General features: G+C 59.8%; 14 protein-coding genes and 1 riboswitch. Of the genes, 8 read left to right on the forward strand and 6 right to left on the reverse strand.

Going from position 1 to position 16,570, the window contains the following annotated elements:
• Nucleotides 1-13 precede the first annotated feature (13 nt).
• The gene (gene ychF, locus ACFFUC_RS09150) at nucleotides 14-1,111 is read right to left on the reverse strand and encodes a redox-regulated ATPase YchF (protein ID WP_377685561.1); all 1,098 of its coding nucleotides are present in this window, start codon (nucleotides 1,109-1,111) and stop codon (nucleotides 14-16) included.
• 129 nt (nucleotides 1,112-1,240) lie between these two features.
• On the opposite strand from ychF, the gene ACFFUC_RS09155 reads away from it, so the two are divergent.
• The 4 genes from ACFFUC_RS09155 to ACFFUC_RS09170 all read left to right on the forward strand — a co-directional run bounded on the left by ACFFUC_RS09155 (nucleotide 1,241) and on the right by ACFFUC_RS09170 (nucleotide 4,115).
• Complete coding sequence (locus tag ACFFUC_RS09155; protein ID WP_377685563.1) at nucleotides 1,241-1,663, forward strand: VOC family protein; 423 nt, start codon at nucleotides 1,241-1,243, stop codon at nucleotides 1,661-1,663.
• A 71-nt stretch (nucleotides 1,664-1,734) separates the two neighbouring features.
• On the forward strand, nucleotides 1,735-2,529 hold the full coding sequence (trpA, locus tag ACFFUC_RS09160) for a tryptophan synthase subunit alpha (protein ID WP_377685565.1): 795 nt from the start codon (nucleotides 1,735-1,737) through the stop codon (nucleotides 2,527-2,529).
• A gap of 186 nt (nucleotides 2,530-2,715) precedes the next feature.
• Nucleotides 2,716-3,450, forward strand: coding sequence for a TerB family tellurite resistance protein (locus ACFFUC_RS09165; protein WP_377685567.1), 735 nt, complete (start codon nucleotides 2,716-2,718; stop codon nucleotides 3,448-3,450).
• 134 nt (nucleotides 3,451-3,584) lie between these two features.
• Nucleotides 3,585-4,115, forward strand: a complete 531-nt coding sequence (locus ACFFUC_RS09170) for a hypothetical protein (protein ID WP_377685569.1) — start codon at nucleotides 3,585-3,587, stop codon at nucleotides 4,113-4,115.
• Between the two features lie 51 nt (nucleotides 4,116-4,166).
• Here the strand turns inward: ACFFUC_RS09170 and ACFFUC_RS09175 are convergent, their stop codons facing one another.
• The 3 genes from ACFFUC_RS09175 to ACFFUC_RS09185 all read right to left on the reverse strand — a co-directional run bounded on the left by ACFFUC_RS09175 (nucleotide 4,167) and on the right by ACFFUC_RS09185 (nucleotide 9,687).
• Nucleotides 4,167-6,068: a TonB-dependent receptor plug domain-containing protein gene (locus ACFFUC_RS09175; protein WP_377685571.1), complete on the reverse strand. Its 1,902-nt coding sequence runs from the start codon at nucleotides 6,066-6,068 to the stop codon at nucleotides 4,167-4,169.
• Between the two features lie 133 nt (nucleotides 6,069-6,201).
• Nucleotides 6,202-6,382, reverse strand: a riboswitch (cobalamin riboswitch).
• Nucleotides 6,383-6,504: 122 nt separating this feature from the next.
• The gene (acs, locus tag ACFFUC_RS09180; protein ID WP_377685573.1) at nucleotides 6,505-8,460 is read right to left on the reverse strand and encodes an acetate--CoA ligase; all 1,956 of its coding nucleotides are present in this window, start codon (nucleotides 8,458-8,460) and stop codon (nucleotides 6,505-6,507) included.
• 255 nt (nucleotides 8,461-8,715) lie between these two features.
• On the reverse strand, nucleotides 8,716-9,687 hold the full coding sequence (locus ACFFUC_RS09185; RefSeq protein ID WP_377685574.1) for a hypothetical protein: 972 nt from the start codon (nucleotides 9,685-9,687) through the stop codon (nucleotides 8,716-8,718).
• A gap of 896 nt (nucleotides 9,688-10,583) precedes the next feature.
• On the opposite strand from ACFFUC_RS09185, the gene ACFFUC_RS09190 reads away from it, so the two are divergent.
• From ACFFUC_RS09190 to ACFFUC_RS09205, 4 genes are all read left to right on the forward strand, one after another.
• Nucleotides 10,584-12,296, forward strand: coding sequence for a Hint domain-containing protein (locus tag ACFFUC_RS09190; protein ID WP_377685576.1), 1,713 nt, complete (start codon nucleotides 10,584-10,586; stop codon nucleotides 12,294-12,296).
• Nucleotides 12,297-12,639: 343 nt separating this feature from the next.
• The gene (locus ACFFUC_RS09195) at nucleotides 12,640-12,858 is read left to right on the forward strand and encodes a hypothetical protein (RefSeq protein ID WP_377685578.1); all 219 of its coding nucleotides are present in this window, start codon (nucleotides 12,640-12,642) and stop codon (nucleotides 12,856-12,858) included.
• 504 nt (nucleotides 12,859-13,362) lie between these two features.
• Nucleotides 13,363-13,746 carry a globin domain-containing protein gene (locus ACFFUC_RS09200; RefSeq protein ID WP_377685580.1) on the forward strand — a complete coding sequence of 128 codons (384 nt, stop codon included), beginning with the start codon at nucleotides 13,363-13,365 and terminating at the stop codon, nucleotides 13,744-13,746.
• A 446-nt stretch (nucleotides 13,747-14,192) separates the two neighbouring features.
• A complete protein-coding gene (locus ACFFUC_RS09205; RefSeq protein WP_377685581.1) occupies nucleotides 14,193-15,428 on the forward strand; it encodes a Hint domain-containing protein in 1,236 nt (411 codons plus the stop codon).
• A 222-nt stretch (nucleotides 15,429-15,650) separates the two neighbouring features.
• Here the strand turns inward: ACFFUC_RS09205 and ACFFUC_RS09210 are convergent, their stop codons facing one another.
• Complete coding sequence (locus ACFFUC_RS09210; RefSeq protein ID WP_377685583.1) at nucleotides 15,651-16,034, reverse strand: hypothetical protein; 384 nt, start codon at nucleotides 16,032-16,034, stop codon at nucleotides 15,651-15,653.
• A gap of 2 nt (nucleotides 16,035-16,036) precedes the next feature.
• Nucleotides 16,037-16,570 (reverse strand): peptidoglycan recognition protein family protein (locus ACFFUC_RS09215; RefSeq protein WP_377685585.1); only part of this gene is annotated, 534 nt, incomplete at its 5' end.

Genomic DNA, 16,570 nt, shown 5'->3' on the forward strand with positions numbered 1-16,570 from the left:
CCGTATTCCGCCCTCAGGCGTTGAACAGGAAGTGCAGGACGTCGCCGTCCTTGACGATATAGGTCTTGCCCTCGACGCGGAACTTGCCCGCCTCGCGCGCACCGGCCTCGCCGTTGCCGGCAACGTAATCGTCATAGGCGATGGTTTCGGCACGGATGAAGCCGCGCTCGAAGTCGCCGTGGATCACGCCTGCGGCCTGCGGTGCGGAGGTGCCCTGACGGATGGTCCAGGCGCGGGCCTCTTTGGGGCCGACGGTGAAGTAGGTCTGAAGGCCCAACAGCTCGTAGCCCGCGCGGATCAGACGGTCGAGACCGGCTTCGTGCAGGCCCAGCTCGCTCAGGAACATTTCGGCTTCTTCGGCGTCGAGCTGGCTGATCTCTTCCTCGATCTTGGCCGAGATCACGACATGGCCCGCACCCTGTTTCGCGGCCATTTCGGCTACGCGGTCGGATTGGCTGTTCCCGGTGGCCGCTTTGTCTTCCTCGACGTTGCAGACGTAAAGGACCGGCTTCGAGGTCAGCAGCTGGAGCATGTTCCAGGCTTTCTGCTCGTCCTCGGAAACCGAGACGGTGCGTGCCGGACGGCCCTCGTTCAGCGCGGTCTGGGCGCGTTTCAAAAGCGCCTCCTGCTCGAGCGCCTCCTTGTCGCCGCCCTTGACCTTGCGCACGAGGTTGGCCAGACGGCGCTCGATCGATTCCAGATCGGCGATCATCAGCTCGGTCTCGATGGTCTCGGCATCGGCGACGGGATCGATACGGCCTTCGACATGGGTGATGTCGCCGTCTTCAAAACAGCGCAGCACATGAGCGATGGCATCGACCTCGCGGATGTTCGCGAGAAACTGGTTGCCCAGACCCTCGCCCTTCGAGGCGCCCTTCACCAGACCCGCGATATCGACAAAGGTGATGCGCGTCGGGATGATCTGCTTGGAGCCCGCAATCTCGGCCAGCTTGTCGAGGCGCGGATCGGGCACGGCGACCTCGCCCACATTGGGCTCGATCGTGCAGAACGGAAAGTTGGCGGCCTGAGCCGCAGCAGTCCGCGTCAGCGCGTTGAACAGCGTCGATTTGCCGACGTTCGGCATACCAACGATCCCCATGCGAAAGCCCATGTGTCATCCCTTCAAAATACGTTGCTGCTATCTAGGCGGGCGCAGAGGCCAAGTCCAGTATTGAGCCGCATCCGAGTTTGCGCAAAACTGGGGGTGTTTTTAACGAGTCACATTTTCAGAGAGGGCGCGATGCAGATCACCCCCTATTTATTCTTTCAGGGCCAATGTGCCGCCGCCATGGCCTTTTACGGCGAAATCTTCGGCACAACCCCTGCCCTGACCCCCTTCGGGCAGATCCCCAGCCACCCCGGCACACCCGCCTTGCGCGCCGAGCAGCAGGAATGGATCATCCACGCGGAGCTGAGATTACCCGACGGCACGACCCTGATGGGCGCCGACAAGCCCGCACAACTCGGCGGCGCACCGCAATCGGGGGTCTCGGTCGCGCTGCGCTTTGGCGACATCGACGAGGCGCGCGCGGTTTTCGAGCAGCTCTCGGATGGCGGCGCGGTCGCGAGCCCCTTCGGCGCGACCTTCTACTCGCCGGGCTGCGGCACGACGCGCGACCGATATGGCACGAGCTGGCTCGTGATGACCACAGAAAGTCGCTGATCGGGTCCAAGCCGTTGATCTTTCCCCTTCCGGCAGGCTAACCCTTGTTGCAACGGACGGAAGGGCTTGAGATGACCAGAATCGATACGTGTTTTGCACAGCTGAAAGAACGCAACCGAAAGGCGTTCGTGGCGTATATGATGGCGTCGGATCCCGATTTCGACACCTCGCTCGCGATCATGCGCGGCCTGCCTGCGGCGGGCGTCGACATCATCGAGCTGGGCGTGCCCTTCACCGATCCCATGGCCGACGGCCCGACCATCCAGCTGGCCGGCCAGCGCGCGCTGGCGGCCGGCGGCAGCCTGAGCCGCACGCTCGATATGGTGCGCGCCTTCCGCAAGGACGACAACGCGACCCCGATCGTTTTGATGGGCTATTACAACACGATCTACGCCCGTCACGGCAGCGTGGACCTGTTCCTGACCGAAGCGGTCGAGGCCGGTGTCGACGGGCTGATCATCGTCGATCTGCCGCCCGAGGAAGACAACGAGCTTTGCCTGCCCGCGCAAAAGGCTGGGATCAACTTCATCCGTCTCGCGACGCCGACCACCGACGACAAGCGCCTGCCGGCCGTTCTCGCGAATACCAGCGGATTCGTCTATTACGTCAGCGTCAACGGGATCACCGGCTCGGCTGCGGCCAATGCCGATGTCGTCGGCCCCGAGGTCGCTCGCATCCGTGCGGCGGCGCATCTGCCGGTCGTCGTGGGCTTCGGGATCTCGACCCCCGATGCGGCCCATGCCATCGCAAGCGTCGCTGACGGCTGCGTCGTCGGCAGCGCCATCGTCAAACTGATCGGCGAGGGACGCCCTGTCCCCGAAGTGCTGGCCTTTGTGGCCTCGCTCGCCGAAGGCGCGCATCGCTAAGCCTTTCGCCGGCCCCGTTGATCGGGGCCGGCCCGCCCTGCGCGCCTTGTAGGGCCACATGACGCCTCGTGACGCCAAACGGACGGAAGGCGCCCGCACCCCTTCCCGCTCACGAAAAAACCGGCCCCGATCAAGAAAACGATTGTCGCCTAGCGGAGCGTCGCGATCCGCGATACGATTTGCGCGATGAACGAACGTATGCGCCCCGTTGATTGCCCCGAACTGCCCAAGCCCCGCAGCTTTTGGCAGCGAATCGCCGATCGTCTGGCGCTATTGGTGGGACTGGGGCCGCGCAAGGCCACCCCGCCTGAACGCTCGGTCGCTTTTACCATTGCCGTGATAGCCCTTGGTGCCAAGCTCGCCAAAGCCGACGGCGCAGTCCAGCGCTCGGAAATTTCGGCCTTCCGCAGGGTTTTCGTGATCCCGCGTTCCGAAGAAAAGAACGCGGCCCGCGTGTTCGACCTCGCCCGTCAGGATGTCGCGGGTTTCGACGGCTGGGCCAGACGGATCGCCAAAATGTTCGAGCCGGGCGATCCGGTGCTGATCGACCTGATCGAGGGGCTTTTCGTCATCGCCGTCGCAGATGGCGAGATGCACGAGGCCGAAATCGTCTTTATCGACGAGGTGGCGCGCATCCTCGGCGTCGCACCCGAACAGGTAGCCACATTGCGCCTGCGTTACGACCCGTCGCAGCAATGCCTGCCCTGCGAGATCCTCGGGATTTCCGCCGATACGCCGCTGCCCGAGGCGCGCAAACGCTGGCGCGATCTCATCCGCGAGGCCCATCCCGACCTCGCCGTCGGGCGCGGCCTTCCGCCCGAGGCGGTCCGTCTGGCCGAAACCCGCACCCGCGCGATCAACGAGGCATGGGAGCAATTCCGCGAGGCCCATCGCCCGCGCAACCTCGTCGAGCCCGCCTGACCGCGCCGGACCGCGGGCCGTTCGGCGCGCCAATGCGGGCAAAGGTTTCCATTCGATACGACGGGGTTATAATGACTCCGATCCGGCCCAGCCGCAGAGGCTTGGCCCTGCAACCGCGAAGATGGCTGATTTACATGAAACTTCTTGCCTCGCCCCTTGTGAAACCGGCGCTTCTGGCGCTGCTGGTTGCCGCTCCTTTGCCGCTTTTCGCCCAAGCTTACGAGCCGCCTGCGGCCGATCAGGACAGCGCGGGCAACGGGAGCGACGAAGGTGATCGCGAAATCGGCAAGACCTTCGAGCGCGGCCTGAACTCGCTGTTTGAGGATCTCTTGCGCGATATCGAGCCGCATATGGAGGCGATCGGCCGCGATCTTGGTGCCAAGGTCAACGAATTCGCGCCGGTCTTCGACGATCTCGGCGCAATGATGGATGATATCGGCAATTACCAAGCGCCCGAACGGCTGGCCAATGGCGACATTCTGATCCGGCGCAAACCCGATGCGCCGCCGCCCCCGCCCCTCAGCGACAAGTTTCAGGAGCTGACCCGCCCCTCGCCCGACATGGACCCCCGCCTCGCCCCCGAGCGCGGGCCCGATCCGTGGCGCAACGCGCCCGAGCCCGCGCCGGCCGTGCCGCAAGGCCAAGGCGGCCAGATCGATCTTTGACGAAAAAGGGCGCCGCGGCGCCCTTTCCTTTTCCCACTCGGGACCGGCCCCTCACCAGTTGGTCGAAAAGCCGATCTGCGCGCTGCGTCCGCGCCAGCCGTAGCCCCAAGCCTCTTTGGTTTCGGTATCGAAGACGTTCTCGACCCGCGCCACCAACTTGACGCGATCGTTGAGCGCATAATCGCCATAGAGGTCGAGCGTGGTGAAATCGGGCAGCTCTGCCGTGGTTCCGCCAACCCAGCCCTGCGGCGCATAGACGCCCGCGACATGGCGCAGATCCGCCCCGACCGTGCCTTGACCGTGCTGGTAGCTTGCGCCGAGAACCGCCTCGTGACGCGGGATATAGACCGCGCGCGCACCATCGGACTGGTCGACATCGATATAGCTATAGCTACCGCGCAGACTGAAATTGTCGCGCAACGCGTAGCTGCCGGCTATCTCGACGCCGCGCCGGACGGTATCTCCGGCCACATTGACCGAGCAAAAGCCGGTGGCGCAGCTTCCCGACGAAATCATATCGGTCAGCTTCTCGCGAAAGAGCGTGACATCAACCTGCCCGCGCCCGTCGGCGGTTTCGGCGGCAAGGCCGATATCGATGCTGCGGTTCACCTCGGGCGACAGATCGGGGTTGCCGACGCTCCAGCCCGGATAGCCGAAGAGCTCGGTAAAGGTCGGGTTGGTCATGCCGGCCCCCGCCGAGGCATGGAGCCGCAGGCCATTGCCGAAATCCTTGGAGAGGCCGAGGTTCCAGCTGGTGAAATCGCGAAAACCCTTGTTGTTGTCGCGCCGGATGCCCGCCTGCACGTCCAGCCCGTTGCCGTAAAAGCCGCGATATTCCAGCGCGACGGAATCGGTGCTTTTCTCCTGCGCGGCAATGCCGGTCGCGCTCTCGCTCCAGCGGATCTGCTCGGCCATGATGTTGAGCAGATGATTGGCCGCCTCGACCTCCACCCCGTCGAGCGAAAGGCTCGCGCGGTATTTCAGCGCCCGCGTCACGCCGAGCATCTGAACGGGAAAATCACCGGGGAAATCCTGCGCGTAACGGCTGCGCTCGTAGCTCAGCCGATGGGTCAGGCGGCCGTCGAGCGTATCGAATTCCGCGAAAACCTGCCCGATCCGTTCGTCGCGCTTGCTGTTGAGGTCACGGATATCCTGCATGTAATCGGCCTCGCCGGTCGCGAGGTAGTCGGAATTGTCGTAGCCGTAGGTCTCGCGCGCCTGGGACTGGGTCAGCCCGAACCGCAGCGTCTCGGTCGCTTGCCAATCGCCCGAAAGCGTCAGGCTGCGGCGGCGCGAGCCGTCCTTTTCGCCGCCCTTGCCCGAGGCGTCATAGCCGTGATCGTCGCGCGCGCCGTAAGACAGGCTGACCCCGCCCTGCGCACCGCGCGCATAGGCAAAGGCCGAGGCGTCATAGCCGTCGCCGACCATGGCGCGGATCTCTCCGCCCGTCCCCGGTTCGGTGCTGCGCCGCGTGATGATGTTGACGACACCGGCAGAGGCGCGCGAGCCGAAGAAGACCGATTGCGGGCCGCGCAGGATCTCGAGCCGCTCGACCTCGCCGATGCCCATGCCCGAGAGGATGAAGGCCTCGCCGCCGCCGCGCGCCTCGACGCCGTCGACCAGCACGAGCGTGTGGTTCGCCGGAGCGCCGCGCATCCGGATCGAGCCGAAGCTGAGGCCGGTTTCGCTGACCGACACCCCCGGAAGTCCGGTCAGCGCCGCGCGCAACGAAGGCGTGGCGCGGCTGCGCATCTCTTCGCCTTCGACGATGCTATAGGCGCGCCCGTAAGCATCCGTGGCGATGGGCGAGAGGCCGCCGTCGATGGTCACGGTATCGAGCAGCACCGGCGAGGCGGCGTCCTGCGCGACGCCAGCCAGCGGAAAAGCGGTCGAAAGCGCGGCCAAAGCGGCCAGGCCGGTCAGGTTGCGGGGATGGCGTGATCTGGTTTTCACGGCGGAATCCTTGCGTCATCCGGAGCGTTCTCCGGAAGGGATGAAAAGATGTCTTCGGACGGAAAACCGCCGCAGACGGGTGAGGTTGGTCACCGCTGCGGTCAATCCGCTTCGCAGGTCCGCCCCGGACCCCGAATGGGTGATCGCGCCGGCAGGTCTCCTGACTCGCGGGTCAAAGCATCAGACCTGCCTTCCCGGTTGCCCAGTGGCGTGTCGGCCGTCGCTCGCCGCTTACAGTTGCGGGGGCAGTTGCGGGATCTCACCGCATTCCCTTTTCATCCGGATGTTCCGGAACCGTAGCCGCACCAATTAGCCGCGCTGCCCGCCGCCGGTCAAGGCCGCAGCCTGTCAGATGTGCGCGCGGCAGCGGTCGCCAAAAGAAAACCCGCCGCATGGATGCGGCGGGTTTCTATGCATTCAGGCTTTGGAAAAAGCCTCAGCCGTGGTTCTGGCGGTTCTCGATCAGATCCTCGACCACCGAAGGATCGGCCAAAGTCGAGATATCGCCCAAAGCACCGAAATCGTTCTCGGCGATCTTGCGCAGGATGCGGCGCATGATTTTGCCCGAGCGGGTTTTCGGCAGGCCCGGTGCCCACTGGATGAGATCGGGCTTGGCGATCGGACCGATCTCGGTGCGCACCCATGTTTCAAGCTCTTTGCGCAGATCGTCCGAGGGCTCGATCCCGTTCATCAGCGTGACATAGGCATAGATCCCCTGCCCCTTGAGGCTATGGGGGTAGCCGACCACAGCGGCCTCGGCGACCTTCACATGGGCGACCAGCGCGGATTCGACTTCGGCCGTGCCCATGCGGTGGCCCGAGACGTTGATCACGTCGTCGACGCGGCCGGTGATCCAGTAATAGCCGTCCTCGTCGCGGCGGCAGCCGTCGCCGGTGAAATAGGTGCCGGGATATTGCTGGAAATAGGTCTCCATGAAGCGTTCGTGATCGCCCCAGATCGTGCGCATCTGGCCGGGCCAGCTGTCCGAGAAGCACAGGACGCCCTCGACCCCGTTACCTTCTTGTACGGCAGCAGTCGCGGCATCGAGAACGACCGGCTTCACCCCGAAGAAGGGCAGCGTCGCCGAACCGGGCTTGGTGTCGATCGCGCCCGGAAGCGAGGTGATCATATGGCCGCCGGTCTCGGTCTGCCAGAAGGTGTCGACGATCGGGCAGCGGCCTTTGCCGACGTGCTTGTCGTACCAGACCCATGCCTCGGGGTTGATCGGCTCGCCGACCGTGCCCAGCACACGCAGGCTGGTGAGGTCGTATTTGTCGACCCATTCCGGCCCCTGCCCCATGAGCGAACGGATCGCGGTCGGGGCGGTATAGAACTGGTTGACCTTGTGCTTTTCGCAAACCGCCCAGAACCGGCCCGGATCGGGGAAGTTCGGCACGCCCTCGAACATCAGCGTCGTGCCGCCGTTGGCAAGCGGGCCATAGACGATATAGCTGTGGCCGGTGACCCAGCCCACATCGGCCGTGCACCAATAGACGTCGCCGTCCTTGTAGTCGAAGACCATCTGATGGGTCATCGCCGCATAGCACAGATAGCCGCCGCTGCTATGGACGACGCCCTTGGGCTTGCCGGTCGAACCCGAGGTATACAGGATGAAAAGCGGATCCTCGGCATTCATCGGCCGCGGCGGGCAATCGGGCGCGACCTCTTTCATCTGGGCCAGCACATCGACATCGCGGCCCTGGACCCAGGTGGTCTGGTCGCCGGTATGTTTGACGACAAGGCAGCGCACGCGGTCCGAGCAATGCAGCAGCGCTGCATCGGCATTCGACTTCAAGGGCGTGCGGCGGCCGCCCCTCGGGGCGGTGTCGCAGGTAATCACGACTTTCGCGCCGCAATCGTTGATGCGGTTGGCGAGGGCATCGGGCGAGAAGCCCGCGAAGACCACCGAATGGACCGCGCCGATCCGCGCACAAGCGAGCATGGCATAGGCCGCCTCGGGGATCATCGGCAGATAGATCACCACGCGGTCGCCGCGCATCACGCCCTGGCTCAGCAGCACATTGGCGAAACGGTTCACGCTTTCGGAGAGCTCGCCATAGCTGATGTGGCGTGCGGGTGCCGAGGGATCATCGGGCTCGAAGATGATCGCGGTCTGGTTGGCGCGGCTCGGCAGATGGCGGTCGATGCAGTTGACCGCGACGTTGAGAACCCCGTCCTCGAACCATTTGATCGAGACCTTGCCCATGGTGAAATCGGTATTCTTCACCTTGGTATAGGGTGTGACCCAATCCAGCCGCTTGCCCTCGCGCCCCCAGAACGCATCCGGATCATTCATCGATTCCGCATAGAGGCGCGCGTAATCCTCGGGCTTCACGATCGCATTCTCGAATCCGGACGGAATGGGGTGTCGGGAAACGGCTTCAACTGACATGGGTGCACTCCTCTCGTTGTCCCCTCCGCTCGACGCTCCCCCTCCTCAGGGTCCGACGCGCCGCTACGGACGGTTTCACGCAAGGTAAGCCGGATTGCAGGCGATGGTAAACCGGATTTGGACTAAAGTCCTGTGCCGCAAGGGAAGGAAGGCCCAAGCGCGCAGCGGCCGGCGGTTCCAAGGAAATCGGCCCCGACGGATTTCGCCGCCGGAGCCCTCATTTCTCCCCCGGATCAGCACCCTAGACCAAAGCGCCTAGTTTGCGACATCGACCCTGACCCTGACCGAGACGGTCCCCTTCACCGCCGTCGACCAGTTCAGCGCGATCGAGCGCTTGTCGGTTCCGATCTGCGTCTGGACCCAGGGCATTTCCGTCACCCGCGCATTCGAGGCATTGGTGATCGCGGTCTCGGCGATGACCGACTCGATTTTCTGGGCCCAGCCGTTGAAGGGCAGCGCCGCCCCCGCAACCATCACCCAGCGGTTCGAGGCGGTGTTTTGCTGCAGGGTCAGATCGACGGGATTGGCGACATAGGTGTTCACGCCGTTGAACATGTTGCCTTGAAATTGCAGGTTGCGCATCCGGCTGTAATTGAGATCGGCAAAGGTCGTGTCGACCTTGTCGATCCGGTCGATCTTGTTCACGTCGGATTTGAAGACATTGCCCATCACCGCGAGCCCGTGGACGAAGTGTCCGGTGCCGTAGGGTTTCACCGTCAGCCATGAAAAGCCGAGCGTCGTATTCGAAGCCAGAAAAGTATTGCCGGTGATCGTCAGCCCACCAAAGGAATATTCGCTGCCTCCGAAATTCGGCACTGCCGCATGTTCGTTGGTCCATTCGATGCTGCTGTTGTCGACGTAGTTGCCATTCACCGTGCCCTGAACATTGGTCTGCGTCAGCACGAGGCCGGCAAAGCGCACGCCCGCCTGCGCGGAATCGCCTTGGAACCAGTGATTGCCCTCGATGATATGGCCGCCGCCGTTGGCCACCATGAAATGGCCGAAACGCACGAAGCGGTTGTGGCGGATCTTGGTGTCGTTGGCATTGACGTTGATCGCGATCGTGGTGCGGTTCTGCGCCAGTTCGGACATCTCGTTCGAGAGAAACTGGCAGCGGTCGACCAGCATGTCCTGACAGCCCCGCCCGATCGAGGTGATCCCGCGATCCTTGGGCCGCGTCACATAGCAGTCGCGCAGATGGAACATCTCCACGGCAGCTACGATCATTTAATTATTATTAATAATTATCAATACTTTATTTAAAAATTACACAAGTGTGCAAACTGCGTTGAAACGTTGTTGAAACATCGCGTTCGCAACGTGTTCATGAGGTAGACACGACCTAATCAATCGACATCCATACCGACGCTTCCCGGCCGATCAGAAAGCCCCTGAGCTGATGCCGAGCACACAGTTGTGCCGCCGACGTTGACGTCGAGGGCCACGCATACGGTTATCCGCCCAGTGACGTCTGCATGCATCGGAATACTCTTTCTTGGAGCTCGGCACGTAATTAGCGGAAACCGATGTGAGCCCCGAAACCTCGCCCATTATACGGCCTGAAGCACAGCCAACACCTTCGCTCCAACGCCTGCACCTGCTCCCGAAGAAATCAATTGGCTTGCGAAGTTCGTCGACGAAGTTCTGCACGACATCCTTGATGAGAGCCTTGCCAACATCGGGCGCGAGTGCCGTGACAGCGATATCCCTATCGAGTGCAGCAAGCTCACTGGGCGCTCGCGCGCCTGAGCCTGCGCAAGATAGAGCAGGCACGCGAAGTTCGCGTCAGTAGGCTTGCAGCTTCTGCTAGCTGGGACAGTGAACAAGGAGAATGCGAAACAGATCAGCCTCAATTTGCGCCCCAACCAAACCCAAATTGTTGGATTTGGACTTTCTTTACCTGATGCTCAGCCGAGATTTGCAGCGTGTGGCCAATTTCATACAGAACTGCTCAGTAATCACTTGTCCCGCAACTTTCGGATGAGAATCGGATTGCTGTTCAGCTATCCCTCCAGTTGAACCAAACAACCTATCGGAGAAACTGGATTTGTCCGATCCATGGCAAGGCTGTTCATACTTTGCGCCTGAATGCAAACAGGAACCCCTGTTAAACATCTCAAAACATGAGATCTTCTTTCTACCACCATGTGCCGCAGTTTGCCGGTGTTGGCTTCAGCTGCGTGACGCTAAATCTGGAGATACAATTGGTCCTCGCTGCCCCACTTCCCGTAGACACGTCCGCCAACGCCATGCAACTTGCCGAAACTATTTTTGGCAAAGGCGTCACGCTGGTATCGGCTGCATATCAAGGCGATCCCCTATCCAGCGGCATTTTCACCGATGGAAACCACATTTCACCTGGGGTGACTCCCGCCGAATCGGGAATCATCTTGTCTACGGGTCATGCAAGCGCATTTACGAACTCTTCCGGCGAAGCGAACCAAAGAAGTGACCAGTCAGTTGATACTTCAGGGATCGATGCTGACCCTAGGTTGACCGAGGTTGCTGGCGTACAAACATTCGATGGTGCAATCCTTGAAGCTACATTTGTACCTCAGGGAAGCACTCTGACCATGCAACTGGTGTTCTCGTCAGAAGAGTACCCAGAGTATGTTAACGGCGGTTTCAATGACGCGGTTGTGATTTACGTAAATGGGGTAAGAGCAACCCTCACGATCGGAAGCGGCAACATCTCCATCGACAACATCACCGATGGTGGTGACAACGGATCACCAAGCAATGAAAATCTTTACATCGACAATCGCAACAGTGATTACAACACCGAAATGGATGGGTTCACTGTTACCTTAACACTTAAAGCGCCTGTAAATCCTGGCGTCCCGAATACCATTTGGTTTGGCATCGCCGACGCCGGAGACAGTGGCTATGACTCTAATCTCCTCATTGCAGCTGATAGTGTGCAAACGGAGGTTATAGCCTTCGACGATTCCGTAACGATGGGACGAGGAAAGACCGAAATCCTGAATATTTTGGGTAACGACACCGCCGGGCCAACCTCCACCTTGACCGTCACGCAGATCAATGGCCAGAATGTTTCGCCTGGTGATAGCGTAACGCTCACTTCGGGCACAATCGTGACCCTCAACCCGGACGGAACGTTAACCATTGATTCATCGGGAAGTTTGGGTGAGGAGAGCATCAGCTATCAGATAAGTGACGGAGACGGAACTACGGATGTCGGCTTTATCAAGATCGACATTACATGCTTCGCTAAGGGCACCATGATCCAAACCGATTACGGCTATGTCGCAATCGAGGATCTAACAATCAACTCAGCCGTAGCAACCAAAGATAACGGTCTACAGCCCATTCGTTGGCTCGGATCGCGCATGCTGGATGCAGAAACGCTTGCTCAGAACCGGAACCTTCACCCCATTCGCATACGTGCGAACGCAATAGGTGCGGGCATCCCGTTCAGGGATCTGCTTGTCTCCCCTCAACACCGTATTCTTGTTCGATCCAAGATCGCTCAGCGAATGTTTGGGGCGGATGAAGTGTTGGTCGCAGCCAAGCAGCTTCTACAAATTGAGGGCATTGAAATTGCAACGGACGTAGCAGAGGTGGAATACTTCCATATGCTCTTCGACCGCCATGAAGTCGTGATTTCGAATGGAGCCGAAACTGAGTCGCTCTACACTGGTGCAGAAGCTCTTAAAGCGATTGGCCCTACAGCGCGTAACGAGATCTTTGCGCTTTTCCCGGAACTAAGTTCTAAAGACTACGAACCAAGTTCCGCGCGTCCACTTCTTTCTGGTAGCGAAACCCGCAGGCTTGCCGCAAGGCACCAGAAGAACAGCAGATCACTTTTTATGTGACTATTGACAGGAGCGCGATCGCGCTCCTGTTTTTCGATGGGTTGCCTTCGAATTCGCTATCCACATCAACTTGCACCGATTAGAGCCGCCCATCGTTCCGCGCTTTTCACCCCTTCCACATCATCGGGCAGTCAGTCAGACAGCCCTCACCTGCCCTCACCTGCCGTCAGTGTGTAGGACTGACTATGGAGTTCTGACAGCGCCCGTCCGCCACGGCAACCGGGCTGGGCGAGGCGGATATGCCATTCGCTCCTTTTCGTGATGAACCGGCCTCGCCATTCCCATTGCGTTTAGGTAAATATCATTGACCCTTTCCAAGCTTCAGACAATCTGAGAACTCGAAATGACAACGTCCGTCCAGCTCAAAGTCACTGAAAAAAATGCATTTCTTGAAAATGTCGAACGCCTTGACCGAGCGATTCTCTGTTTGAAGAAGGCGCTGAGCGCAGCTGAGCCGTTGGCCATTTCTGATGCGGCATATCGCGTCATAGAACCCTACGACGCGATGAGCAAACAAGCGACACTGATTTTTGAAGAATTGGACGCTTCGGGCGATAGGTAAGATTACCTATGCCTTTTTAGACAAATGGCCAAACCTATCCTTGTGCAGTAGACACAAGGTGTAGTCGTTAGCTTATGTTTTTACCGAGTTTATTGAGTAACTATCGAGAGCTCTGACCTTCCCGTACATACTGTCCGTGCGGGGAGGTCAGCCAAATGGTGCTTCGAACCGTCAATCCTTCCTCCGTTAGTGGCTTAACTCAGGCGGCGCCTCTCGACCGCCATCAGCTTCCAAACCGTCGAAGTAAATTTGCGCCCTGAGAAGCGAGTCGACGAGAACTTTACCTAGATCTGGGGTTGGACGTCCGTCATTATTGCGGATATTGGTCAGAAGGTGCACTATATGTTGATCAATGATAGTCATCTCCTATTCTCCAACTACTTCCTGAGAATTATATTATATCATATTGAGCGAGGATCATCGCCGTGGACATAAGTACACCCAACGCACGGACCTGACAGGCTCCTTGACTTTACCCAACGTGAGGCAGAACCACTTAGTGAGATGGCAAGAATTGATGACATAGGCGGCACCGATGGTCTGCGCACACTGGTCAATCGCTTCTACGACCTGGTCGAGACCGACCCGCGCGGCGTTGATCTGCTGAAGTTGCACTTTCGCGGTCATGGCGTCGCACACGCCCGCGTCGAGCAATTGGATTTCATGTTGGGATTTCTGGGGGGATGGCGCGTCTACCAGGAACGCCACGGTCATATGAACTTGCGTGAGATACATGAACACGTCGTGATCCGTAGGCATGATGCCGAAAGTTGGCTATCCTTGATGGATCAGGCGATGGACGATCTGGGCCATGGCGGACCCGAGCTTGACTCATTGCGTTCGGCCCTGCGTCGCGCAGCATTTGTACTGATCAACCGCGAGGACTAAGTGGGCGGCAGTGATCTGGCAGGCTGCCATGTGGCTACATTACGGTCCCAGTGCGCTGATCAGCCAACGCTCTTTCATTCCAGAGTCAGTCCTGCAAAACCACTGCAACTCGAAGCTCCAGAGATGGCTTGAAAACCTCACTGGCTAGCTTGGAATGGCCTAGGCCGAAAGTCCGGGTTGTTGGCAGACACTTCTGCATGTCTTTTTCGTCACCTTGATCTGCATTATCCACGCCGCATAATAGACATGGAATTTGGCAGGACCACTCGTGTGTTCATACAAGTCATTTCGGGCGTCATTTACCTCACGCAACGTTGCCAACTCATGGACTCGGCAACTTCAGCCAAGTCACAACCGCCGTAACACATATTGAAACATCCCACCTATTGGAGTTTGGGTAACCAACCTCAGAGTTGTTTGGTATGCAAGTGGAAAGAGTTTAGTAAATGCCTTCTATCGATATTGTTCGGCGTGACGAAAATCCCCATGAAACAGTTCACGGCTTTCGCACAGATACTGCGTCGCGGGGCACCGATTTGGCAGGCGCGAAGATTACCGCCACGTACTCTGACGGGACGACCGAAACCCTGACATGGATAGCGTATGATCCCTATACCAATGGAGGAACCAGCGGTGATAACATTGAAATGTCATACGGCTGGGATTGGCATAACCTGACGACAACCAAGCCCCTCGCTTCACTCAAAATCGATTTACAGCCCGCCAGTTCCGTGTTCGATACGACATATGATTACAATGATTTCCCCTCTGGCATTTCCACACCGGGATCAAAGAACGGCTTTCCCTTCGAGCTCGATACTGCAGATCAAGGCGTGAGTGGCGACATTACGGTGACCTATTCTGGCACAGTGAACATTGCGGGAAGTCCGGCCGTCGGGGATATCTATACCACCATGGAGATCGATTTCTCACAGTTGCCCGCAGGCGGGTTTCTTGGTCTTCTAAAGTGGAACTCTGACATTGACACCCTCGAGGTCCCTGGCGATCTGCTTCCGTCCCCAGCGACTTGTCTGGTCCGCGGTACCTTGGTCACGACGGACCTCGGAGAGATTCCGGTCGAAGAACTCAAGTCCGGCTGCAAGATCCTTACTCGGGACAACGGGTTTCAAGAGCTCGTCGTGACGACAAGCCGCGTGGTCGAAGCACCCGAACTGCGCCGGAATGAAAGACTTTTTCCGGTACGGATTACTGCTGGAGCTTTGGGGGCGGGGCTACCGAAGCGTGATCTGCTTGTTTCCCGCCAGCACCGCATGGTCATCAGTTCCAACATCGTTAGACGTATGTTTGCGTCCGACGTCGCATTGGTTGCAGCAATTCGCCTTACGGAGCTTCCGGGGATCTACGTTGACGACACTGTCAAGCAGGTTGAATACTTTCATCTCATCTTCTCGAGGCATGAAGTCGTTTTCGCCGAATCTGCGCCGACCGAGAGTTTCCTTATGAACCACGAGACGAAAAGGACTCTTCCCAAGGCCCAACGGGAAGAGTTCGAGGCACTATTTCCCGAAGCGAAGCTGGAAATTGCGGCGCACCTGATCCCATCGAACGCACTTCAAAAAGAGCTGATCCGACGTCATGTGAAGAATGACAAGGACCTTCTCGCACCCCAAACCGCTTTGCAAAGCACCAACGTCGATGGATGGCCGGCTTCAGCCCACTAGGATTAAACTGCGGGAAACCTGAGTGTTTCCCGCAGCCCGAACCGGCTGTCCATTCGCCTCTGCCATTCGGAGAAGTGAAGCACCATCGCGCGCGGGCGCGCAGCCTTTGGCCCATCACCGTCATGCCGGACTATCGGCGCCCTGCGGTCAATCGAACAGTCACACTGTTAAATATCGCCAACCTTTCGCATGCGCTTGTGCCGAAGGCAAAAAAGCGAGCTGTCAGCCCCTCCTCGTATCTAACTCCTTCAACGCGACCTCAAGCTTCTGGACGCACCCTGCGCCCTGCACTACCTCCCGCAACTTTGCCTGAGCCAGATTGCCAAGTACCTCTGCCCGCGCATCCAGCCCGATCACCGCATCGGGCACGCTGATCTGCACATGCTTGAGGATCTCGGTCACCGCCGCCTGTCCGCCAAAGCCGCGCTCGAGCGCCAGCCGTGCGCCGTTGAGCAGCGCAGACTGCAGCGCCTCGCGGTGGCGGGCCTCGATGTCGATGCCCCATTTGCGGCGCGCGGTATTGGCGGCCCAGCCAATCAGCGAGGCCAGCAGGATCCCGAAAATTTCCAGAAGATGCGGCAGCATTGCCGCTTTGATGATGTCCATGATCACTGCCCCTTGTTGAGTTTTGCCCAGGTCTGCGCACCGACGATCCCGTCGGGCTTCAGGCCGTTGAGCTTTTGAAAGATCCGCACCGCGGCATCGGTGCGCTCGCCGAAATCACCATCGACCTTGCCGAGGACATGCCCCTGCCCCGTCAGCAGCTCTTGCAGGTGGCGGACGGCTTGGCCCTTGGAGCCGCGCCGCAGCAGGGGCGTGAAGGCAACTGCCTCGATCGCGGGCTGGCCCATGGCCGCAAGGATCCGCGCCCGGAGCTGGTCGCCCACCGCGACCGGATCGCCGGGGGCGTCCATGCCGGGCAACCAGCTGATGTCCCATTTCCCGTTCTGCCGGATCCCGAGCGTCGGCTGGACCTCGGCATGGCTCAGCACCGTGCGCCGCGTCACGGGGATGCGGTATTTCAAGCAGAGATCGGCAACAAGGGTCACCAGCACATCCAGCTGCAGCTCGGTGATCGGGAAGCGGCCGGCGCGGAACGGGCGCTCGTTGGCATCGCCCATGGCATCGAGGGCGACGCCGAT

This window comes from Paracoccus cavernae (assembly GCF_042430175.1).
Taxonomy (GTDB): Bacteria; Pseudomonadota; Alphaproteobacteria; order Rhodobacterales; family Rhodobacteraceae; genus Paracoccus; species Paracoccus cavernae.

Coding starts and splice junctions, on each gene's coding strand:
- ychF (WP_377685561.1), bottom strand. CDS start 1,111: ATGGGCTTTCGCATGGGGATCGTTGGTATGCCGAACGTCGGCAAATCG.
- ACFFUC_RS09155 (WP_377685563.1), top strand. CDS start 1,241: ATGCAGATCACCCCCTATTTATTCTTTCAGGGCCAATGTGCCGCCGCC.
- trpA (WP_377685565.1), top strand. CDS start 1,735: ATGACCAGAATCGATACGTGTTTTGCACAGCTGAAAGAACGCAACCGA.
- ACFFUC_RS09165 (WP_377685567.1), top strand. CDS start 2,716: ATGAACGAACGTATGCGCCCCGTTGATTGCCCCGAACTGCCCAAGCCC.
- ACFFUC_RS09170 (WP_377685569.1), top strand. CDS start 3,585: ATGAAACTTCTTGCCTCGCCCCTTGTGAAACCGGCGCTTCTGGCGCTG.
- acs (WP_377685573.1), bottom strand. CDS start 8,460: ATGTCAGTTGAAGCCGTTTCCCGACACCCCATTCCGTCCGGATTCGAG.
- ACFFUC_RS09185 (WP_377685574.1), bottom strand. CDS start 9,687: ATGATCGTAGCTGCCGTGGAGATGTTCCATCTGCGCGACTGCTATGTG.
- ACFFUC_RS09190 (WP_377685576.1), top strand. CDS start 10,584: ATGAGATCTTCTTTCTACCACCATGTGCCGCAGTTTGCCGGTGTTGGC.
- ACFFUC_RS09195 (WP_377685578.1), top strand. CDS start 12,640: ATGACAACGTCCGTCCAGCTCAAAGTCACTGAAAAAAATGCATTTCTT.
- ACFFUC_RS09200 (WP_377685580.1), top strand. CDS start 13,363: ATGGCAAGAATTGATGACATAGGCGGCACCGATGGTCTGCGCACACTG.
- ACFFUC_RS09205 (WP_377685581.1), top strand. CDS start 14,193: ATGCCTTCTATCGATATTGTTCGGCGTGACGAAAATCCCCATGAAACA.
- ACFFUC_RS09210 (WP_377685583.1), bottom strand. CDS start 16,034: ATGGACATCATCAAAGCGGCAATGCTGCCGCATCTTCTGGAAATTTTC.